At 42.3% G+C, this 22,852-nt stretch carries 20 protein-coding genes; 13 read left to right on the forward strand and 7 right to left on the reverse strand.

Annotated features, from left to right (window positions below):
• Positions 1-183 precede the first annotated feature (183 nt).
• Together KUG37_RS04280 and KUG37_RS04285 are read right to left on the reverse strand one after the other, a co-directional pair.
• Positions 184-717: a pyridoxamine 5'-phosphate oxidase family protein gene (locus KUG37_RS04280; RefSeq protein ID WP_216940232.1), complete on the reverse strand. Its 534-nt coding sequence runs from the start codon at positions 715-717 to the stop codon at positions 184-186.
• A gap of 313 nt (positions 718-1,030) precedes the next feature.
• Positions 1,031-2,224: a multidrug effflux MFS transporter gene (locus KUG37_RS04285; RefSeq protein WP_254202608.1), complete on the reverse strand. Its 1,194-nt coding sequence runs from the start codon at positions 2,222-2,224 to the stop codon at positions 1,031-1,033.
• Positions 2,225-2,296: 72 nt separating this feature from the next.
• Between KUG37_RS04285 and KUG37_RS04290 the strand changes: the two genes are divergently transcribed.
• From KUG37_RS04290 to KUG37_RS04310, 5 genes are all read left to right on the forward strand, one after another.
• Positions 2,297-2,911, forward strand: coding sequence for a TetR/AcrR family transcriptional regulator (locus tag KUG37_RS04290; protein WP_216940203.1), 615 nt, complete (start codon positions 2,297-2,299; stop codon positions 2,909-2,911).
• Between the two features lie 20 nt (positions 2,912-2,931).
• Positions 2,932-3,717: a HesA/MoeB/ThiF family protein gene (locus KUG37_RS04295; protein WP_216940204.1), complete on the forward strand. Its 786-nt coding sequence runs from the start codon at positions 2,932-2,934 to the stop codon at positions 3,715-3,717.
• Between the two features lie 58 nt (positions 3,718-3,775).
• Positions 3,776-5,074 (forward strand): AarF/ABC1/UbiB kinase family protein, encoded by a 1,299-nt coding sequence (locus KUG37_RS04300; protein WP_216940207.1) that lies wholly within the window; start codon positions 3,776-3,778, stop codon positions 5,072-5,074.
• 146 nt (positions 5,075-5,220) lie between these two features.
• On the forward strand, positions 5,221-5,601 hold the full coding sequence (gene folB / locus KUG37_RS04305; RefSeq protein ID WP_216937691.1) for a dihydroneopterin aldolase: 381 nt from the start codon (positions 5,221-5,223) through the stop codon (positions 5,599-5,601).
• The gene (locus KUG37_RS04310; protein ID WP_216937689.1) at positions 5,558-5,995 is read left to right on the forward strand and encodes a 2-amino-4-hydroxy-6-hydroxymethyldihydropteridine diphosphokinase; all 438 of its coding nucleotides are present in this window, start codon (positions 5,558-5,560) and stop codon (positions 5,993-5,995) included. Before folB ends, KUG37_RS04310 begins: the two co-directional genes overlap by 44 nt.
• Before the next feature lie 510 nt (positions 5,996-6,505).
• Here KUG37_RS04310 and KUG37_RS04315 read toward each other — a convergent pair.
• Entirely contained in the window at positions 6,506-7,207 is a 702-nt protein-coding gene (locus KUG37_RS04315) for a VIT family protein (RefSeq protein WP_216937687.1), read from the reverse strand.
• A gap of 275 nt (positions 7,208-7,482) precedes the next feature.
• On the opposite strand from KUG37_RS04315, the gene KUG37_RS04320 reads away from it, so the two are divergent.
• Positions 7,483-8,184, forward strand: coding sequence for a DUF1003 domain-containing protein (locus KUG37_RS04320; RefSeq protein ID WP_216937685.1), 702 nt, complete (start codon positions 7,483-7,485; stop codon positions 8,182-8,184).
• A gap of 143 nt (positions 8,185-8,327) precedes the next feature.
• Here KUG37_RS04320 and coq7 read toward each other — a convergent pair whose 3' ends face one another.
• Complete coding sequence (gene coq7, locus KUG37_RS04325) at positions 8,328-8,963, reverse strand: 2-polyprenyl-3-methyl-6-methoxy-1,4-benzoquinone monooxygenase (RefSeq protein ID WP_216937683.1); 636 nt, start codon at positions 8,961-8,963, stop codon at positions 8,328-8,330.
• 3 nt (positions 8,964-8,966) lie between these two features.
• Complete coding sequence (locus tag KUG37_RS04330; RefSeq protein ID WP_216940208.1) at positions 8,967-10,286, reverse strand: MFS transporter; 1,320 nt, start codon at positions 10,284-10,286, stop codon at positions 8,967-8,969.
• A 174-nt stretch (positions 10,287-10,460) separates the two neighbouring features.
• On the opposite strand from KUG37_RS04330, the gene KUG37_RS04335 reads away from it, so the two are divergent.
• The 6 genes from KUG37_RS04335 (at position 10,461) to KUG37_RS04360 (ending at position 20,312) form a co-directional block, all read left to right on the forward strand.
• A complete protein-coding gene (locus tag KUG37_RS04335; RefSeq protein WP_216937679.1) occupies positions 10,461-13,217 on the forward strand; it encodes an autotransporter assembly complex family protein in 2,757 nt (918 codons plus the stop codon).
• 36 nt (positions 13,218-13,253) lie between these two features.
• The gene (locus KUG37_RS04340) at positions 13,254-17,777 is read left to right on the forward strand and encodes a translocation/assembly module TamB domain-containing protein (RefSeq protein WP_216937675.1); all 4,524 of its coding nucleotides are present in this window, start codon (positions 13,254-13,256) and stop codon (positions 17,775-17,777) included.
• Between the two features lie 162 nt (positions 17,778-17,939).
• Positions 17,940-18,089 carry a hypothetical protein gene (locus KUG37_RS04345; protein WP_216937673.1) on the forward strand — a complete coding sequence of 50 codons (150 nt, stop codon included), beginning with the start codon at positions 17,940-17,942 and terminating at the stop codon, positions 18,087-18,089.
• Positions 18,090-18,489: 400 nt separating this feature from the next.
• Positions 18,490-18,759, forward strand: coding sequence for a hypothetical protein (locus KUG37_RS04350; protein ID WP_216938102.1), 270 nt, complete (start codon positions 18,490-18,492; stop codon positions 18,757-18,759).
• 157 nt (positions 18,760-18,916) lie between these two features.
• Entirely contained in the window at positions 18,917-19,057 is a 141-nt protein-coding gene (locus KUG37_RS04355) for a hypothetical protein (protein WP_216938081.1), read from the forward strand.
• A gap of 1,054 nt (positions 19,058-20,111) precedes the next feature.
• A complete protein-coding gene (locus tag KUG37_RS04360; RefSeq protein WP_216938082.1) occupies positions 20,112-20,312 on the forward strand; it encodes a hypothetical protein in 201 nt (66 codons plus the stop codon).
• Positions 20,313-20,540: 228 nt separating this feature from the next.
• Here the strand turns inward: KUG37_RS04360 and xseB are convergent, their stop codons facing one another.
• Together xseB and xseA are read right to left on the reverse strand one after the other, a co-directional pair.
• Entirely contained in the window at positions 20,541-20,735 is a 195-nt protein-coding gene (gene xseB, locus KUG37_RS04365) for an exodeoxyribonuclease VII small subunit (RefSeq protein WP_216938083.1), read from the reverse strand.
• Complete coding sequence (gene xseA / locus KUG37_RS04370; protein WP_216940211.1) at positions 20,725-21,996, reverse strand: exodeoxyribonuclease VII large subunit; 1,272 nt, start codon at positions 21,994-21,996, stop codon at positions 20,725-20,727. Before xseA ends, xseB begins: the two co-directional genes overlap by 11 nt.
• Before the next feature lie 350 nt (positions 21,997-22,346).
• Here xseA and KUG37_RS04375 point away from each other — a divergent pair, with 350 nt between their 5' ends.
• The gene (locus tag KUG37_RS04375) at positions 22,347-22,781 is read left to right on the forward strand and encodes an I78 family peptidase inhibitor (RefSeq protein ID WP_216938087.1); all 435 of its coding nucleotides are present in this window, start codon (positions 22,347-22,349) and stop codon (positions 22,779-22,781) included.
• Positions 22,782-22,852 lie beyond the last annotated feature (71 nt).

The following is a 22,852-nucleotide window of genomic DNA, read 5'->3' on the forward strand; positions in this document are numbered from 1 at the left end:
TGTGTTTGAGAAATAATCATTTTCTAGTTAAATTTTAAGTCACATATAGGACTGATTTTTAAAACAGTGAATTGAATTAAACGGAAATATATTTTTATGTAATTACATAAAAATTACAATAATATTTAAAATGAAATATATCAAAAATTTAGCCTCTTAATTTGAAGAGGCTAAATACACCAATTACCAGATATTGCCTTGTAAATTTATTTTCTGGTGTTCGGCATGAGGCTCGCCCGCTTCACCGGTAACGCCGCCCTTTAAAGCTTTAAAAAGCTGGGTAACTTTGTTGTCTGTGACATTCCAATATTCTGCGCTGACAGCTTCAGCAATCAATACCCGTACAGTCGGATCATCCTTGCCCTCAAACCAGCTTTCTGCCCACGGATTCCACAATTGTTCAATTAAAATACGGTCAGTACTAATCTGAGCATGTGCGCTGATTGACACATAAATACCATCTGACGGTTTAGCAAAAGACAGACCAATCTGACCACGCCCTGTTTCTACTGCTTTAACTAAATCATTGGTATTACGCAGGATGAAATATAAATTTTGCCGTTCACTCATCTGCTCGGAGTTCAACATGGTCATCGGCTGTGAATGTAGTTCATGGGTGTCGGTTAAATGGCTGATCATGGTGTAACGGACATCCTTGATCAATTCCCATAATTTTTCTCGATTATCATGTTCTGTAGCGTTATGAGTATTATGCATTGTCATGTCTGCTCCCTATGATTCTGGAAAGATGCAATTATTGCTCGGTATTTGCAGCTTACTCATATTTATGCAGCTCGGTGACATGTCTCACTCAAATCGTACATTTTCCTACTTAAAGACAAGTAGAGGCTACACAATTGCTATGCAGAAGCTTCTGTTTACAAGGAGATCAAAGATAAAAAATGAAAGGATAAGAGAAACAAATTGATTAAATAATAAAAACCAAATCAATGATTTAATCAATTTGTTTTTACTGACGATCCATGCGGAATAGATCGTTAGCCGTATTGTATAAATGTCGTTGAAAAAATTAAGCAGAAAGTAATTTTTTAGGAAATAGAATCAGACACATGAGGCCAGAAACTAGAGCACAAATAAAGATAATACTGATTAAGCTTATGCTACCCGAACTGGCATAAATACCGGTTAAGGTAGTGGCTAGCGCACCAAAACCAAACTGAAGTGAGCCCAATAATGCAGAAGCCGTTCCGACAAGTGTATGTTGATGCATCAAGGCTAATTGACTGCCTGTCGGCATAATGAAACCGAGTAAAGTCACTGCCATAAACAGGCCGGCACATAGAATAATCAAGTGATTCAAACCCAAGTACAGGCAGACCAGTAAAATAGCCATCACCGCCAGAAAGCCTAGATTTACAATTTTATAAGCTTTTAAGGGACCAAATTTTTCATGCAATTGTGGATTTAAAATTGCAGCTGCAATCAGCCCTACAGCATTGACGGCAAACAGCAAACTGAACTGGGTCGAACTTAAGTGATATTCAGAAATAAAAACACTAGCAGAACCGGCGATATAAGCAAAGAAACCGGCTTGGGCGATACATAAAGTCAAAGCATAGAAAATGAATTTGCGATCGGTAGCAATTTTTACATAATGGCTAAAAGTTTTGCGTAGCTGAAACTGAGTACGTTGTTCCACTGTGCGGGTTTCTGGCAGAAAGGTACATACAGCTATCAAAACAATCGCGGCATATGCTGCAAGAAAAATAAAAATCGTGCGCCATGAACCGAGTTGTTGTAGACCATCACCGATCAACGGGGCAGCCACGGGTGATAATCCCAGAATTGCTAAAACCATCGATATCATTTTACCCATGGCTGGGCCCTGAAATTGATCCTTAACAATGGCGAAGGCAATTACCATACCAATTGAGCCACCTAGACCCTGGACAAAACGAAGCCATTGCAGTTGCTGTACGGTTTCTGCCAAGGCGCAGGCGATCGAACCAAGTGTAAAAATGCTGAGCCCAAGATAAATAAGAGGTTTACGGCCAAACTTGTCTGATAAAGGTCCATATAAAAGCTGACCCAGCATTAACCCGACAAAAAAGGTCATTAAGCTCAATTGCACAGCACCTTCGCTGCTACCCAAGGCGTCTGCCATTGCGGGAATACTGGGAAGATACATGTCGATCCCCAGTGGACCGATGGTCGCGAGTAAGGCAATCAGCAAAGGCATTGCACGATTTGGTGAGGCTGTCATAATTTATCAAGGATTAGAAATTGAACTGCTAATTATGAAACCCAATGGTTTCCTAAGTCAAGGTAATTTGAAATGACAAAACTAGGACGTCCGTTAGTGATGTCAGCAGAAGACCGGCGTAAAGAAATTTTTAATGCAGCAGAACAACTGTTTGGAGAGAAGGGTTTTGAACAGGTCAGCATGGCAGAAATTGCAGCTGCGGTGGGCATGTCGAAAAAGACCCTATATGTGCATTTTTCGGATAAGCGAGATTTATTGAAATCGCTGGTGTCATCTTCTTATATCTGGCCAGAAAATGCCTTTAAAGATTTCAGTCAGGATCAGATTCAGCAGTTGAAGCAATGTCTGAAAATGATAGCGGTACATGTGCTTTCCGAACGGCATATCAAGCTGTGCCGTCTGGCGATCGTAGAACAGATTGGAGTGGAGGGTTTATCACAGACCTTTTATGAAATGGGTATTGCCGCTAGCCGAGATCATCTGATTGCTACAATCGACCAGATTTCCAAGCAGCAATTAAATCTGAAGTTATCTAGCGAAATTTTGGCCGATATGCTGTTTGGTGCAAGCATTTCAAAACCTTTTATCGATTTATTATTTGTCAATCGTCAGGTTGATATGAAAGAGATTGATCAGCAGATTGATCATTCAGTAGATGCGTTCTTTGTATCCTCAGTTCTTAAATAATTTCACAGTAAGGAAAGATTTTGTCTACATTTAATACATATGCGTTATCCCCAGAATTCGAACTTACCGATGCTGAACTGCATCTGTATAGCCGCCAGATTCTCTTGGATGGCTGGGATATCGATGCTCAGGAACGCTTGAAATTTTCCAATGTTTGCATTATCGGTTGTGGTGGAATTGGCTGTGCACTGGCAGAACTTCTGGCGCGCGCAGGCGTGGGAAAAATTACCCTGATTGATCCGGATACGATCGAGATGAGTAATTTACAGCGTCAACTGGCATTTACACCGCAGGATCTCGGGTTTTATAAGGCTGAAACCTTGGCGAAAAGACTGGGGCAGATTAATCCGAATGTTCAGGTTGAATATCTGAACCTGGCCTTAAGGGCTGAAAATGCTGCAAGCCTGATCAAACATCAGGATCTGGTACTGGATGGCTGCGACCAGTTTGCCACACGTTATCTGGTCAACCAGATTTGTATTGAACAGAATGTGCCTTTGTTGAGTGCCTCGGCAATTGGCTTGCAAGGCCAGCTGTTTATGGTCGAAGGGGATTCCGCCTGTTATGCCTGTCTGTTTCCACCCGAAAACCAGGCTGATGAAAGTCTACGCTGTGCAGATTCCGGTGTGCTGGCGACCACGCCCAATGTAATGGCCAGCTTGCAGGCACATCATGCCTTGTTATATCTAGGTCTGGGTGAGATGCCACTCCGACAAAAACTGTTGTTGTGGGATGGTATGAGTTTTAAACAGCGAATTCTCGCTTTCGAAAAAGATACAGATTGCCCAATCTGTCAGGCAAGATAAGCCTGCAAAGTGAATTTTTTTTGCTACACTGCGTTTAATTAATTTTTCCTAAGACATTATGAAAAACAATATCTGGTTAGATGGAATGCGTTCAGTTGCCCGTATGGGAGAAACAGCAGTCGTTGCGGCAAAGGCGGGCTTTAAATATGCCACTGAAAAGCCGAGCAATGCCAAACTGATGCGTGAGACTTTTGAGTCATTAGGTTCAACTTATATCAAGCTGGGCCAGTTCATTGCCAGCACGCCGTCCCTGTTTCCACGTGAATACGTTGAGGAATTTCAGGGCTGTCTGGATCAGACACCACGTTTGCCGTTTAGCTATATCCAGCAAGTGTTGGCCTCTGAATTTGCAGGGCGTAATCTGGATGAAATTTTTGCTTCTATTGAAGAAACGCCATTAGCTTCTGCTTCCATTGCACAAGTGCATGCAGCCAAACTGGTATCCGGTGAAGATGTCGTCATTAAGGTACAAAAACCTGGTGTGGAAACCATTTTATATACCGACCTGAATGTATTGCATTGGGCGACCAAGTTGCTGGAAAAAGCAGTACCGAAAGTCAAGTTTGCGTCACTGGCCGATATTGTCGATGAAATCAAAACCCGTATGGTACGTGAAGTCGATTTTATTGAAGAAGCGCAGAATTTGGATGATTTCGTCAATTACCTGAATATCACCAACAATAAGGCAGCCACTGCACCGAAAGTTTATCATCAGTATTCGACCCGTCGTGTGCTTACAATGGAGCGTTTATATGGTGTGCCTTTGACAGATTTTGAAGTGGTCAAAAAAGTATCTAAAGATCCGTCTCAGGTGCTTATTACCGCGATGAATACTTGGTTTGGCAGCTTGATGATGTGTAACAGCTTCCATGCCGATCTGCATGCCGGCAACCTGATGCTACTCGAAGATGGCCGTGTTGGTTTTATTGATTTTGGCATTGTCGGCCAGCTCAAGCCCGAGGTATGGACTGCATGTATGGCGTTTATGGATTCATTGCAACATACCAATTATGAGCTGATGGCACAAAACATGCTGAAAATGGGCATGACTGCTGTGCAGATTGATACCAAAGTCTTGGCGGCTGATCTGGAGCGTTTGTTTAGTGGCGTGTTAATGGCAGATCCGCAGGAATTATTGACCTCCAATCCAGCTGACCTGAACGATATCATGATGGATATGGTGGCTGTGGGTGAACGTCACGGGATCCGGTTCCCGCGCGACTTTGCTTTGCTGTTTAAGCAAATGCTGTATTTCGACCGTTTCATGCGAATTCTTGCGCCGTATACCGATATCTATGCCGATCAGCGTTTGCAAATGGTGCAAACCATGGATCCGAATCTGCTGTTAAAGCATTAACCTAGACCAGAATCCCTCCCAACCTCCCTTTAAAAAGGGAGGAGCGACACGCTCATCAAAATATGTTGAGAAGTGGAAAGTCCCTCTTTTATAAAGAGGGATTTAGGGAGATTATTGAAGTGATTTTAAGACTCCCGAGTAAGAACATGGACGCCATTATTATTGAAGGTCTAAAGGTTGAGACAGTCGTGGGCTGCTTTAACTGGGAACGTCAAATTATTCAGCCCTTGATGCTGGATTTGACCATTCAAACTGATTTAGAACAGGCATCAAACTCAGATGCACTGGCAGATACGCTGAACTATGCAGAAATTTGTGAGATTTCAGCCAAAGTCATTCAAGAGGCACAGCCTGAATTGATCGAACATGCAGCAAAGCTAGTGCTGAATGCACTTTTTACTACCTTTACAGCAATTGAATCGATTAATATTACGATCCGTAAGCCTGCCATTATCGCGCAAGCCCATTCTGTAGGGATACGTCTTGAACGCCACCGAAACGATTTTCGCCCTAGCATTAGCGAGTAATTGTCATCCTCAGCAACACTTTCAAGCTGCGCAGCAATGTATTGCCGAATGGGGAGACGTTCAGTTTTCTCCCATTTATATGATTCCGTGCCGGGATGGTATAGGCGCCGATTACTGGAATGCAGCATGTTTATTGCGAAGTTCAGAATCCAGTGAAGACCTGATTGAGCTGCTCAAACAGCTAGAACAGGCGTCGGGGCGAATACGTCCATCGCATCAGATTACCCTGGATGTTGATCTGATTGCCTGGGGACATCATCTGGCGCATATGCAGTTTAATGAAAAAAAATTACCCTTGGCTCTGGATGTGAAAGTACCCATGTTTGATATCTGGCCAGATGCCATATTCGAGCATGGAAGACATGATTTCCCAATAGTCGAACAGCCCATTTAAATCAAATCATATGATTTCTTGCTCATGCAAATTGATACAGCATTGATGATCAACCCGCCTGACTCAGTAAGATCAGGCTTTTTTATGACTCTTTTTTGTTTTTATATCAAAAGAAAAATACAGATAAGCTGTGTCACCTGAGGATTTCTTTGTTTTCCCCTGGGAAATTAATATTTGATTGATCGGATGCTATAGAGTTGATTCTAAGCTCGATGAAAAAACTCAAAGTACTAAACTTGAATTATCGCCCTTTCACTTTTTCTTTTTATAAAAAATGATCAGCAATCCTATAATAATTGCCAAGATGACCAGAATGATCGCAGTTTCTATAGACATACCTCTCAGGCATATATCTTGACTCTTAAGCGTCTCAATTAAAACCGAACGTAGACCAAGTTAGATTCGAATTTTGTCAGTGTAGCCAGTATTTTAAAAAAACTTCAGATTAGGGATGTTAAAAGAATGGTTGTCCAGTCATATGCTGTAATATTCTAAAGTATAAATAGATGTTCAGGCGACTGACACATTAAATAATGATCCGATCCATGCGCTAAATAACATGGCGATAATTCCCCAGAGCATTACCCGCATAGCACCTCTCCAGACACTCACGCCACCGGCATAACTTGCCAGTGCGCCCATCATCCCCAGGCTTAAAACACCAATCAGCATGACGCCTTTATCCAGATACTGTTCTGGCAGAATCATAATTGAAATTAAAGGAAATAAGGAGCCCACAGTAAATGCCAGCGCCGACGAAAATGCAGCGAGAAAGGGCCGGGCGGAGGTATGCGCTGAAATCCCGATCTCATCACGGGCATGGGCATCTAGGGCATTATATTCGGTGAGCTGCTCAGCAACCTTTTGCGCCAAGGCAGGTTCCAGACCTCGCCGTATATAAATCGTCTTGAGCTCATTTAATTCGTGGACAGGATGGCGTTGGAGTTCACGCTCTTCCATCAGCAGATCATTGGTTTCAATGTCTTGTTGGGACTTAACAGAAATATATTCACCAGCCGCCATTGATGCAGCACCAGAGATTAATCCGGCAACACAGGTCACCAATAAAATTTCCGTGGATGCCCCACTGGCTGCGATACCTACGACCAGACTGGTGACCGAAATAATCCCGTCATTTGCCCCCAGTACAGCTGCACGAAGCCAGCCCGCACGTTCGATATAATGTTTTTCAAAATGGTAGGAGTGGCGCACAATGAAGCCCCTTTTTTATTATTATGATTATAGTAAATTTAAGCCATGTATAGATAATAAGATTGAATCGATCTGAAAACTAGCCTGAATGATCAGATTATAGTGCGCTTGGTTAAGCATTTTATCAACCCAAAATAAAACCGAGGTGAAATTCATTTATTCAAAAGACCAGACGGACTTGATATATAATTGATATCCAAGGGATCAAACTTATTTAATAAAAACAATTATATAAAAATTATAGCTAAGTGAGCTTGTTTAAAAAGAGAATTATCATGAAAGAAAAAAATGAGAGCCATAAATGTTTGGTGTGCGGCAAGCACTTTCTTCTGAAAGATCTCACTCCGATGGGAACGGTCAGAAAAGTCATTACTGAAGAGATTGGCAAGGATATTCCAGTCTGGACGCCGCAAGATTATATTTGTCAGACAGATCTAACCCGCTATCGCATGCAGTATGTACATTCATTATTAAGTTTGGAAAAGGGTGAGGTCACAGATCTTGAGGTTGAAGTGATTCATAGCATGCATCAGCATGAACTGATCACCAAAAATGTGGAAACGGAATTAGAGCAAAAATGGACCTTGGGTGAAAGGCTGGCCGATAAAGTTGCAACTTTTGGTGGAAGCTGGAGATTTTTGATTTGTTTTGCAATCTTTCTGGGGCTGTGGATTATAATTAATACGGTTGTTTTGGTCACTCGACCCGCCGATCCTTATCCCTTTATTCTGTTGAATTTAATTCTCTCCTGTCTCGCGGCAATTCAGGCACCTATTATTATGATGAGCCAGAATAGACAGGAAGCAAAAGACCGCTTACGTTCACAAAATGATTATCAGATTAATTTAAAAGCCGAGCTCGAAATTCAGCATTTGCATGAAAAACTAGATCATCTGTTGCTGCATCAATGGGAAAGGCTGGCTCAAATACAGGAAATCCAGCTAGATTTACTCTCTGAAATGAACAAGAAGTATTGAAAGTATATAAGACGAGGAACCTCTATTATTTTATGGGGTGATCTTGAGGCATGACCACATAGTTTTAACCGGTTAATTTAGATCAGGATTTGAGATGTATTAAAAAGCCCACAATGAGTGGGCTAAAACCGAAACAGTCTTATTTAAATAAAATAACTGGTCTTGGTCATAAGTTTGGAAATGGCAGTCATGGTCATTTTGACCGGAACAGGCAGGTCTACACCGCCAGCGTTTAGTGCAGTTTCACGATGATGCAGTTCATCTTCATTCATCTGTTCCAGAATGCGGCGAGAACGCTCATCTTGCGGTGGCAACTGACTAATATGATGCTGTAAATGCATGCTGACCTGGCGTTCTGTTTCAGCCACAAAACCCAAGCTGTATTTATCGCCCGCGATCCCGGCAATCGCACCCATACCGAAGGAAAGGCCGTACCAGACCGGATTAAGAAGACTGGTATGGCTATCCAGTTCTTTTAAACGGTCTTCACACCAGGCCAGATGATCTTGTTCTTCAATTGCAGCCTGTTCCATTTCACGGCGCACATTCGGGAGTTTCGCCGTCATGGCCTGACCATGATACAGCGCCTGTGCACAGACCTCACCACTATGATTGACTCGCATCAAACCTGCTACATGACGTGCATCACTGACCGTTAACTGGGTTTCTACCGGCTGGGCAGGATTTTCACGTTGTGCAGAAGTCGTGCCTGGGACGAGACTGCGCAATGCCTGATCAAAAGAGTGAATAAGCTTATCGACACCTGTATGTTGACGCATGAATTAATCCTCCAAGGGTACTTTCGCGGTTTTGATCATCGGTTTCAGTCGGAAAAGCAGCCATAAGGTAAACAGGCCACTTAACACTGCAGTAATGCAAAAAAGTATTTTAAGATCAAGCTCTAAAAGACTTAAAATAATAATCGAAAATATAGCAGAAGATACCATGAAAACGGCATTCAGAATGTTATTTGCTGCAACCACACGCGCACGATGTGAGCGGGGAGAATGCGCCTGCATCATGGCATAGAGCGGTACGATATAAAAACCGCCACTAATTCCGAGCAAGGTGACAGCCAGCATCACATGATAATAGCTCCAGTCTTGCTGAAAAACATCTGCCAGACCGATTAATTCACCGGTACGTTCCGGAACAAAGGCCAGACTTGCGGCCAGATACAGGGCAAATACCACTAGGCCGACTGCACCCACTGGCACCATTTTAATATTGACTTCGCTACCACCAATTTTACGACATAGGAATGAACCCAGCCCAATGCCGACAGAAAAGAAGGTTAAGAGTAAGCTCGCGACATTTTCAGAAGCATGCAGATTTTGCAAAGTCAGTTGAGGAATTTGAGTCAGGTAAGTTGCGCCGTAGAACCAGTACCACGAATTACCCAATAAAATAGTAAAGACCAAAGGTAAACCCTTGGCATATTTCAATGTTTGCAAACTGGTCCGGAAAAAATTCCAGTCAACTTGAAGTTCGGGCGCAGGAATACTTTGCTTGAGAATATAGCGACTTGAACCATAACCAATCAGTGCGATGCTGATGATAGTTAAGCTGATCCAGATCAGATTGCCAGAAGATGCAGCAATAACGGCACCTCCGAGAATCATACCAAATAAAATAGCTAAAGAAGTGCCTGACTGAAACAGGGCATTTCCCGACATTAACTCATTGGGTTTGAGGACTTCTGGCAAAATTGCGTACTTGATTGGGCCGAAAAAGGTCGACTGGGTTCCCATCAAAAATAAGGCAAATAATAAAATCCATAAATTGCCGAGCAGAAAACCGATGGTTCCCAACAGCATAATGACAATTTCCAGGATTTTTAAATAACGAATGAGCTGAGAACGTTCATATTTGTCGGCAATCTGCCCGGCAGTGGCTGAAAAAATAAAATATGGCAAGATAAACAGTAAAGCCGCCAGATTGTTCAATGTGCTGATGCTGGCTAATTGCTGTTGAATCCAACCATAAGTGATGACCAGCAGTAACGCCTGTTTAAATACATTATCGTTTAATGCACCAAAAAACTGCGTCAGAAACATCGGTAGAAAGCGCCGAGAAGCTAACAAATTTTTATTTTTGTTCATAGAGGACGTGCTACATTAAGTTTTATTAAGAAATGTCAGTTATGCGTAAACATAGAGAAAAATCATGTAAGATACTGTCAGCCATGTGAAGGTAAAAACCAATTAATTAAGCTCCTTAGCTTATATTTTTCGGTCAAATAATCAATCAAAGAATGTATTCGTTTAGAGTTTGCTATGCCTGCAAAGAAAAATTTTAAAAAAACGATGCTAAATCGCAGTATGGGGCCTCACATACCACAACATGGTGGTATGCAGCTGTGTATGAGCATCTTTTTTATGATGTTATCCCATCAGAGCATAGCACAAACCGAACAGCCCGAAACTCCCGTGGCCATTTCTCCAGCAGAAATGGTAGACGAGCTATCCAAAGAAGCGATTCGTCAGGGTTTAGTCACGTCAGAAACAGAAGCAACAGAAAAAATTGAAGAAGCTCTAGAACAGGAAGTGCCGGTTGACAGCATGGTGATGCTGGAACAACAGCAAAATGCAGGATCTGGTCTGGATGCATTTACTCCGATCGAGTTTGATGATCTGGAAGAACTGCCTGTACAGACCATTGACCAGAACATGGCCAATGAAATTTATCGTGTGGCTGAACAAGCCAAACAGGAAGCGCAAAATTATCGCAATAGCCAGACCAGCGAAACTGTAGTGGCAGATATCAGCCAGCAAGAACTGCTGGAAATCAATCAGGCACCGGTCAATGTCGACCAGTTGATGCAGTCCATTCAGGCAGACAGCCAGATTATCGTGCAAAACAACGAAGCAGGCATGACCTTACCAGAAATACCTGACTCGCTTTCACCTGAAAATGACAAGCGTCCAAATATTTTTAAAAGACTGTTTTATAAGATCCGCCCGCCACGCCAGATTATGACGGCAAGAGTTCCTCGGATTAGTGCAGATGTAGTCATTGTGAATGAGGAAGGTGTGGCGCAAAGCAACGGCACACTGAATCGCAAGACTGAATCCCAGGGTTATCTGAATTTAAGAAATAATGTCAAAGCCAAGCTCTCTAGTTTTACCCAGGAGTCTTTTGGCGACTTTAATTCAGCTTTGCCGCAATTACGGGCACTGTCACGGCAGGCAGCCCAGGCGGTGGGTTATTACGATGCCCAGTTCAGGTTTGAAAAAGTATCAGACAGCAGGCTTCGTGTTTTTGTCACACCTAATGAACCTGTGATTATTACCAGTTATGACTTGGAATTTACCGGAGCGGGCGCAGAGCAGCCACAATTTCAGGTCATCAGTATTTTGCCTGAACAGCAAGATGGCGATATTTTCAATCATGGCGATTATGAAAAGACCAAGAACCGGATTGTTACTGCAGCCAATAATAATGGTTATTTTGATTCATACTGGCGTATGCATGATGTCAGGATTGCATTGCCAGAGAATACTGCGGATGTGAATCTTCGTTTTGAGACTGGTGATCGTTATAAGCTGGGAAATGTCGAGTTCAGAATGAGTGATCCTGAAAAGGAATTTCCACTGGACCGCGATGTACTCGAAAGTCTGGTTACCTGGAAAGATGGGGCGGATTATACCTTCTGGCGAGTCAATAGCCTGGCCAATAATCTGACCAATTCACGCTATTTTAACTATACCATGGTCGATGCGGTTCGCCCTGATCCGATTGAAAAGGAATTGGAATTGGCGCCGGATATTCAACAGCTGATTGAAGAACAAAAACTTTCTGAAGATCAGTCTGTAGAGAAAAAACCGGCCCGCTCGCCAGCCTCTTCTCAGGAGGTAACCCAGAATGTCGTGGATGAAGACCAGTTTGCCGGTAGCCGTGATCAGGAAAATCCAAACCTAAGAACCCTGCGGGTTGAGCAGCAGACCAAAGAAAATGAACAGGATCGTTTAAAGGAACAGGCACGGGAAGAGAAGAAAATTCCAGTCATCGTGACTTTAAATGCAGACCGGGTAAACAGTGCAGAGCTGGGTCTGGGTTATGGAACAGATACCGATATTCGTCTGCGTGGTCAATACAGGCGCGCTATTGTAAATAAGCGTGGCCACTCTTTTGATGCCAATATCGAGTTGTCAGGCATCCGCCAGTCGATTGATGGACGTTATAATATTCCTTATAACCATCCGCTAAATGATTATGTCAGTATTGTGGGTGGTTACGAGCGTGAAGAGCGTGATAGCGTTGCACAGGGCCAAGGCTTGATGATCGAATCAGCAGTGTTGGGTGCAGACCGGATTATTAAAAATCCATTGGGTAACTGGCAGCGTACTTTTGGAGCGCGTTATCGTCTGGATCGCTTAACACAGGATGGTTCTGTTGATTTTAACCAGATTCCTGAAGCGTTTCGCTTTAATACCGAAGATGAACAGCAGTCGCTCCTTGTTGGTTATGAAGTTTCACGTACCGATAGCGATCGTCGGGTTAATCCGACCCAGGGTTTCAAGCAAACCTATAAAGTTGAGCTAGGCAGCGAGGCTTTATTATCCGATGCAGATATGGCCATTGTGAATGCGGGCTGGCGTTTTATCTATTCATTCGGTGAAAATGCAGATTATCAGTTTGTTGGGCGTATGGATTTAGGCTATATCTTTACCGATGATTTTGCCAAAGTGCCATATAACCTGAGATATTTCACCGGTGGTGACCAGAGTATTCGCGGCTTTGACTACAAGAGCCTTTCTCCGGAAATTGATGGCTTTAAAGTGGGTGGTCAGGCCTTGGGTGTGGCTTCATTAGAATATAATTATCAATTTAAGGAAGGCTGGCGTGCTGCGGTCTTTGCAGATGCCGGAAATGCCTATAATAAGGAATTCAGTAATCCGACCGAATATGGTGCGGGGGTAGGCTTACGTTGGGCTTCACCGATTGGGCCAATACGTGTAGATGTTGCGACGGGGTTGTCTGATGACAATCATCCGATTCGGTTACATTTCTTTATTGGATCACAGTTATAAAACTTCAATTTTAAAAAATAGTTATTTGGGTAGATCATGGTCGAGAACCAACCACAGCCAGAACAAGAACCACAAAATAGCGTTGTGCCAAAAAAGCGTCGCATATTTAGAAGTATCTTATTGTCAGTACTTTTCTCCCTGATTTTTCTGCTATCTGTGCTGGCTCTCTTGTTTTCGACCAATCAGGGCAGTAAATTCCTGCTGGATCAGGTGCTGCAACGCCAGCAAATTATTCATTATGAATATGAAGGCGGTAATTTATGGCGTGGAATTATCCTTAAAAATGTGCTGGTCACTTTAAAACCGGTCGATGTCAAAATTGATCGTGCTGATATCAAGCTGGGCTGGCGGGCAATTGTCAAAAAAGAAATTCATCTTACTGAAGCTGATGTCCTCAATCTGCAAATTATTAATAAAACCCCTTCCAGTGGCGAACCTTTCAAGTTTAATGCCATCCGTTTGCCCTTTGTACTGCGTGTCGATCATCTGCTGCTGGATCATCTGGTAATTAACACCCAGACCAGTGCTGTGGATTTTTACAATATTGAATTAAATGATGCGCTCTGGTCTGGCACCGAATTAAATTTTGAAGATTCCCGTATGGATATGGGCTATCTTTCGCTACGTGAAGCCACGGGTAAAATGCAGTTCGAAGGCAAATATCCTCTGGATGCCACGGGTATCGTCAATCTGCCTTCTTTAAGAGAAAGCTTGAATATTCATGATATTCAGGTTCGGGCGCGTGGAACGCTAGATACTATTCAGGCAGGAGTAGCGACCAATACGCCTGATTTGTTGACCGGTTGGGTTATCGTACATCCAATGCGTCCACAGGTACCGATGCGCGGCGAATTACAGTTTAAAGATTATCACTGGCCGATTCTGACTGAGCAGAAACTGTTTAGCAAAGACGGGGTTGCCGAATTCAATGGCGATATCAAGCGCCTGGATCTGAATGTTCGTACTGACTTAGTTGGCGAGAATGTTCCACAAGGCCAGTATAACGCGGTGATGTATACCGATCTGGTCAATCAGCTGAATATTACCGACCTGAATGGCCAGTTGATGAAAGGTGCAGTCAGCCTTGCCGGTACGGTAGGCTGGAACGAGCGAGTGAGCTGGGATTTAGCCGGACGCCTGAATGGGATTGATCCTAAACATGAACGTATTCCGCTTGTGGTTCAAGATTTCTTGCCGCCAAGTCTGGATGGAAAGATTGCTTCCGCAGGTAACCTGGAAAATGGTTTACATCTGACTGCTGTGGTGGATTTTGACCGTTATGAAACTTGGAATATCAAGCTGGATCAGAATCCAGTCAAAGACAATAAAGCACAACCGATGCTTCTGGATGTTGCATGGCAAAATATCGACCGCGCCGTACCTTATGTGGGCTGGCTCAGCAGTCAGTCCGGTGATGTCAAATTGGCACTGGTTGAAGGTCAGCAGAATATTCATGTGGCGACCAAAGTTGAGCAGCATGAACAAGGTCTTATGCCTGCAGGCATGTATCAGGCCAAACTGAATCTGAAAAATAATATCCTGAATGTTCCGAGTTTTAATTATAGTGCTAGTGCACAGGCGGGCAGCTTAAGCGGCAATGCGCGGATTGAACTGCCACAAGAAAAACGTCAGTTGAAATGGACAGCGGTATTAAATGCCAAAAATTTAAATACTCAAAGTATTGCAGCGGCTTCACCGGTAGATCGTTTGAATGGTCAGGTTAGGGCCAATGGCTATGCACAACCGAATCAGCAGATAATCAAACTCAATAGTGTTGACTTGACCGGACGACTGGCACAGCAGAATGAAACTGTACGCCTGACCGGCAACAGTACCATTGCCTTGTTATTCCATAGTGAAAAAGCTGGTGGTGGTTTTAAAGGCTATGCAGTTAATTATGATGGCGCTTTAAATGCCAGTCAGCTTAAAGCCAGTCAGGGCATGCTGAAACTGCGTGTTTCTGGTACGCCAGAGATGCTGAGAGTCAATGAATTCCGTCATGATGGCATAGCTGGCAAGATTAATGCCAGTGGTCTGGTCAATCTGTCGAATGGCATTGGTTGGGATATTAATGCTTCATTAATCCGCTTTAAGCCGCAATACTTTAATGCCCAATTGAAGGGCGAGTTGTCAGGCAATGTGAAAACCCAAGGGATTTGGTCAGATGCTTTAAAACGTATTCAGATCCAGCGTTTGAATCTGGCCGGTATGCTGAATAACAAACCGGTGCGTGGCACAGGGAATTTATCGGTGATTATCAACTCAAATCAGCGTGGCTTCGTCCCACAGCAGTTTGAAGCCAATAACCTGTTCTTGTCTTATGCCAGCAACCAGATTCAGGCGACTGGAAATGCGCAGAACCTGCAACTGAAGGTGAATGCGCCGGCATTGTATGAGTTATATCCGGGCTTAAGAGGTCGTGCGCAGGGCTATATCAATATACAGGCGCAACCGCGCTTGCAGGCTTCGGCAAATCTTTCAATCGACAATTTTGCTTTTAAAAACCTGTTCAGCGTACAGAAAGTCCGTATTCGTGGACAGTTGCCAACGTCGCAGACTACACCAACCTTATTGACTGCGACAATGGATCGCTTGCGTAATGGCTCACGGGAAATTGTTCGAGGCGAAGTATCACTTGCCGGCACACGTGCTGCGCATATACTTAAAGTTCAGGCAGAAAATAAACTGTCAAAATTCTTTGTTCAGCTGGCTGGTGGCTTTAATGCACAAAATAACTGGCTGGGTCAGATTCAAAAAGGTGACTTCGACTCTTTGCGTGCCCATTTGGTACAGCGTCAAAATGCAGCAGTGATTTATAACACTGCCCAGTCCAGTCTGTTTATCGGTGCTCATTGCTGGATGAGTCAACAAAGCCAGTTGTGTTTTGATCAGCCGATCCGGGTCAATAAAACTGGAGGTAGTGTCTCTTTTATTACCCAAAACCTTGATCTGGAAGACTTCAGTGCATTTCTGCCTGATGGATTGGCGTTGACAGGTAAAGTCAATGGCTATGCCAAGGCAGCTTGGGCACAAGGGGCTAAACCAAAAATTGACGCACGTTTGGTCACCCGAAATGGCGTTGTAGGTTTATCTTCTGAAGACCCGGAATATTTAGGTTCTACGCTAAAATATGATGAAGTGGGTTTGGTGGCAAAAAGTGTGGCGCAAGGCTTGCAGCTTCGCCTGGATGTAAAAACTCCAGATATCGGTGCAGGTTATGCCAATGTAATTATTGACCCATATCGGGACAGCAAACCGATGCGTGGCGAAATTGCCTTTAACCAGGTGCAGCTCAAGGTCTTTAAACCATTTATTGAGGACATTCGTAATCTGGACGGAACTTTATCCTATGCCGGAAAGATTGGTGGCACTTTAACGGATCCTTTGCTCGAAGGTGAGCTTCGGGTCAAAGATGCCTCGATCAGTATGATTTCTTTGCCGGTGAATCTGACCAATGTACAATTGTATTCATCCATACGTCAGAACTCTGCCAGCATTAATGGGGCATTTAACAGCGGTCAGGGTGTGGGTAAATTAACCGGATCGGTCGACTGGAAAAGTGATCCAAGGGTGCAGTTAAAACTGCAAGGTGAAAATCTGCTGATTCGTCAGGCACCATTAATTACGGCCATGGTGACGCCTGATTTGACCCTGGACATGTATCCATTTAATAAAAAACTGAGTTTAACTGGCACGGTCGATGTACCGCGTGCACTGATTTCAATGCCTGAAGCTTCGGAACCGGTAGTCGGCTTATCCCCAGATGTACGTGTCGTGCGTGAAGGTGAGGATCAACTGGCGATTTTGAGAGCGGCACGTCCATGGGATATCCGGGCGGATGTGGTTGTTTCTTTGGGTAATCAGGTGATCTTCCAGGGCTTTGACAGTCGTATCCCGCTATTAGGCCGAGTGAACCTGTCACAGCGTGGTCTGGAAACCGCAATGCGCGCCAATGGTGCAATCGGGGTGTCTCAACGGGTGAAAATCGAAGCCTATGGTCAGAGTCTGGATTTGAATCGTGCCATCGCGCGTTTTAATGGTGAACTCACCAATCCGACGCTAGACATTGATGCCAATAAAATGGTTCAGGGTAGTACGGTCGGAGTGCGCGTAACAGGCACTGCATCGAGTCCAAGCATTCAGATTTATAATGATGCGGGCTTGTCAGAGCAGGAAGCCTTAAATGCCTTGATTACCGGTCGTATCAATGAAGGTGCATCCGGTTTAAACCAGACTGACGGATTCAGATCTGATGTAAATAATACGATTGCTGCTGCAGGTATCAGTCTGGGCTTGGGCGGCACTCGTGCGCTGACCAACCAGATCGGGCGTAGTTTTGGCTTAAGTGGTTTAGCCTTGGACGCACAAGGAACAGGAGATGATACCCAGGTTTCTGTGACTGGTTATATTACGCCAGATTTGTATCTTCGTTATGGAGTCGGGGTGTTTACACCAGTGAATAAACTGACTTTACGTTATCAAGTGAATCAGCGTCTTTACTTAGAAGCGAGTCAGTCCTTAGAACGCGCGATTGACTTGTTCTATAACTGGCGCTTCTAAGACCACTAAAAAAGCCCTCAATTGAGGGCTTTTTATGTTGAGTGATTGTATTGGTCATGAAGTAGACTGGTTTAGGCATAGACTATCTAGACTAGCAGAAACAACGACTGTCAGAATTTAAGCTCAATGGACTGTAAAAGAGTTGTGAGATACGGCTGAAATTTGACTGCACTAGGTATTCAATTTTTCTTTAACCCTGAAGTAACTGTGGTGTTGTGGATTTTCGCCGTACCTTTCATTTTGGGCATACCAATTTTGGCTTCTGTTATATTGGCAACCAATGAAGAACTGGATATTCATAGCGTCAACTAGACTTCAACCTTAAAGTGATGTGGAAAAAATTGCTCTTAGTTCTCTTGTAAATGCTCGAGAATAGTCTGATTTTTGAGTTCAATCTTTTATAAGGTTGTGAAAAAAATCACTGAGAAAGTCTTATTCGAAGCTCACCTATTCTTTACTGACAGAGCCGTCGACATTTGACCTTTTATTTTCAATAAAAAGTCCTCATTGTTGAGTCATGCCAGTCAGTTAAGTAGGTATTAAAAAAATGAGCGTGTAGTCGCTCATTTTTTTATGACTTTGTCTGAGAATTCTGATTTAGCTTTCCAATAATCCTGATTTACATAAACTCTAAGAAATAGTTGAATATTCATATCATTACTCATTCAAAATAGGGTTTCATCATAAAACTAACCATTTTAGAGAAAACAGAATGCCTAGAAATAATTATTTGCCAGCTCTAGAACAAGTTTATGAATTTTTAAAAGAGCGGCCAAGCTTTAAAGATAAAAGCGAATTTGATAAAGCGGTAGAGTATTTCAGAACTCTGCATGAAAGTGATCCTCTGGATTTCAGAGTTCAAGCATCCAGTGCCGTTGCTGGAAAATTTGGTGCTAAAGAAACTATACATTTAGGATCCATGCCAAAATTTAGTGATAAAGAAAATTTCATTAACTGGATAGATACGCAAATTAACCACTAGTTAAAAGATTTTAAGCAAGCTCATCATGTACTAGGATTTTAGTTACTATTCATACATTAAGTAACATGTAGTACAGAAAACAGTCGAAACTGAGTTGGAAAGCTACAAATTTGAATGGTAACTTTATATTCAAATCTTCCCGGTAATGAGGTGAGCAATGAAGTTGTTGACTTTGGTCGGTATGGGAGTAGCAGCAAGTTATTGTTATAAAACTATGAAAAATGGCAAGCTCGCTCTTTCAAAGCCTGACTTTGATGAAAGTGTAAAACGATTTATTCTGCAAGGATTTGCGGCTTAGTATTCATGATTTATTTCATAAAAAGGTTCATCGAATGGTGAGCTTTTTTATTTTATAAAAACTTATGCTTTAAATATTCAGATTAAAATCTGGTTAGTTATACTCACCGAGCTTTAAATCTATTTCGTAATCTATTTCGGAAAAATTAAATAAGAGCTAATGGATGATGCAATATAGGAACGTAGGGTTTGAGCTTAGATATTCGAAGCACTGGAACGACATAAATAGGAAAATTGCCCTCTAGTTAGTGAGATTTAATTCTTTGATATATATCTGGCAATCAAGTCAACATAAAAACAATAGATGACTAAAATCCTTAAGTAATTCAATAATCATAGATATTATGTATAGTTCTATATTTTTTTATATGATTATTAATATTGATATATTTTGATTCGCAGCTTGCTTATTCTCTGCTTGTTGGTCATTTTGACAACATACCTGAATCAGCGCAAAAGTGATAAAGGGGAAAGCCCACCAAAAGGTGGGCTTTTTTTATTGCATAATTTAGTACACGAAAATAAAAGTAACTCAAAGCAAACGTTAGGAAACAGTTTCCTAATACTCTCTATACTTTATTTTAGAATTTACAATGCTATATTCTTTTGGCGATAACAAGAAGACATAAGTAATACGAAGAAAATGACTATAGCACTAGCCCGCTTATTCGAAAGAGTAAGCGGGCTTTTTAATCGAAAAATTAATATAGTATTCTACTGATTTATATAATAGACTTCTTGCGTTAGTCAAAATTTAAACAGCCACAAGCTATATTTTATAAGGTTTTAGCTAATTCAAAAATTAGGTAAAAGCATACTTTCGCAAGAGGTCTAATATAAGTTTAGATCAAATCAATAATTAGAGTTTATAGCTGTAGTTTCATTTCCATTTTCTACCTTCTTCCTTAATGAGGCTTTTTTTGCACAGAGAAAAATAATGTTCCGATTTTTATTTTTTTTATATAGTTACACAAATGATCATCGTTAACTGTTGAATGAATTTGTCAAATGTTTGAGCATGATATTTTCTTGGTTAAATTAAGTGATGGATCGCCATGATAGATGAAGAAAAGCCCTTGAACTTTGACGATGATAATGAACCTCGAGATTTCGAAGATGAAGAATTTATCGACGATAAGAAAGAGGATGAAATGTATAACGCTATTACCAAAGATGGTTCAAGTGTTGATCCTGCGGATGATGGGACGCGCCATATTCGCCCTGAAGATGGCGATCCCATAGAAGTCGAAGAGTGAGAAAAAGCCCAATTTCGTATTGGGCTTTTCATTATCTGCCAGATCAGTATAAATCCGTCATATTTCCTACTCGATAATTCAAGGAGGTTAAAAACATAGCCATTTATAAAACTGAATGGTGGACTGAACCCATTTTTTTAAACTTAAGTCCCTAATTTTCAAGGGCCTTTAAGGTAGATCAATTAATTGAAAAATAGCCTAAGCTTTTAATCTCAATTCAATCAATAATTAATCGTTGAAAGTGTCATTGAGTGCCGTTTGCACTGCCTCGACACGTGCCTTACAGGCTTTATAGGCAGTCATGGATTCTTCTACGATTTTCATCAAGTTATCGATGTCCGGCTCTTGCTGAGATTCGAGCAGTTCCGCATTCTTTTTCAAGATGTCATAGCCTTGTTGGAAGCTCAAAGTATCATGATTCATAAGGAAGTACCTGTATAAGTTGTGCTGAAAAAATGCCGTCATGTAGTTCGACTTCAACCGTGTCGTGGGAATGAATCTGGCGAATCGAAGCAACCACATGTTCTTGCTGGCGCACGATGGCATAGCCTTTGGATAAAACATGTTGGGGGTTTTGTAGCAGCGTTTCCCGCATCAGGGCGTCGAGCTGTTGATTAATGAGCTGAGTATGTTGCTGGGCCAGACTAGCAGTATTGGCCTTGATCTGTTGCAGACGCTGTAGGGCATCCATAATCTGGCTATTGGCCAGACTCTGAATCAGTTTCAAAAATTGATCATTCTGATTTTGATAAGCCTGAAGCTGTTGTTGAGATAAACGCTGAATCCGCTGTAAGTAATTCAGGATATCCTGGATCAGCTTAGAGATATGATTGCGAATTCCTGCAATGACTTTACTTGGGGTGTCAAAGGAGCGGTGCGCAATCTCGTCCAGAATAGTGCGATCCTTTTCATGTCCAATGCCGACCCAGACTGGCACCGAGCGTTTGCAGAGCAGGGCAGCCAGATCATAATCATTTAAATAAGCCAGATCATTGACTGCACCACCACCCCGTATAATCACAATTAAATCTGGTGCGCTAGTATAGATCTGCGCCCATTGTTTGAGCGCTTGTGCCAGACTTTGCATAATACTTTGGGCGGCGGTATTTCCCTGAAAAGTCGCACCATGATAGATAAACTCACAAACCTGCGCACGCTGTAGGGCATCGGCATCTTTTTTGAAATCTCCGAGGCCTGCTGCATTTTCGGGAGCAATCACCAGAATCCGGTTCAGGTCAAAAGGATTGGGCAAATTTTTATTACGCTGAATCAGTCCTTCTATTGTCAACCTCTCAATAACCTGCTGATAACGCCGGGCAATATCTCCCAGGGTATAACCCGAATCAATCTCAATGATATTCAAAGAAAAGCCATATTGTGGATCAAAATTAGCTTTAACTTTAATCAGCACTTTCAGATCGCGACTGAGTTCAATCCCGCTTTCCCGTTCAAACTGGGTTACAATTTTTTGTGCACTAAATTTCCAGATGGTTGCACGGCAACTGGCAATGACCTGATCGCTATCAGCTTCTTTTTCTGCGAGTTCCAGATAATAATGGCCTGCTTTAATACTTAAATTACGAATCTCGGCTTTGACCCATACGGGTGTATCGAAAGTGAGTTTGACCACTTCCTGAACCGTAGCAAGATATTCCTTGAGAGAGAGTTGAGGATCGTCTGTCATGCCAATGGAAAGTTTAAAATTCAATCAAATATTAAATCAATCCAGCACAGATCACAAATCTAAATAGGAAGTCATATAACAATTATGTAATGACAATGTAATTTCATTGAATTACAAAATCATTTAATTTAGAAACCTGGTTCAGCATCTACTTGCTTCGAAATAACTCTCACTTAGATTTATTTTCAGTACAGAGCGATTTTTCAGGACTAAAAGTCTTAATTCACAAATGCCTTATTTTATAGTCTTTAATGAAAAAATATGGTTAAGAATGTACACAGACTTGTGCCTGGCAAGGACAAGGAAATATGCTAAATTGGTGAAGAATTATTGAAGAAGAATAGGCTCTCATGAAAAAAACAATACTGTTCAGTTTACTGGCTGTCGCTTTAAGCGCATGTACGACTACACCACAATCAGAGACGGAAGCTCCTAAAGTAGGAATGGCAAATCCGGCAAGTGAGTATTGTGTCAAGCAGGGTGGCAAGCTTGAAATTCGTAGTGAAAGCAATGGTCAGGTCGGATATTGTCATTTAAAAAATGGTCAGGTTGTCGAGGAGTGGGAGTTATTCCACCTGAATCAGCCTAAATGTATTGCTGATCAGGCGGCAGCATTGGTGGGGCAGTCCAACTTGACTGAAGCGCAAATCAAGCAGAAAACCAAGGCACAAATTGTACGGATAGTTGAACCGGGCCAAGCCGTGACCATGGATTATCGTGAAGAGCGTGTGACAGTAACAGTAGACCCTGCGAGTAAAAAGATTATTCAGGCTTCATGCGGTTAATCACAAAGAATGAAAAAGCCCATTGCTGGGCTTTTTTTAATTCAGTACAACAGACATTTTGAAATGACAAA

This window comes from Acinetobacter sp. BY419 (assembly GCF_019038395.1).
GTDB lineage: Bacteria > Pseudomonadota > Gammaproteobacteria > Pseudomonadales > Moraxellaceae > Acinetobacter.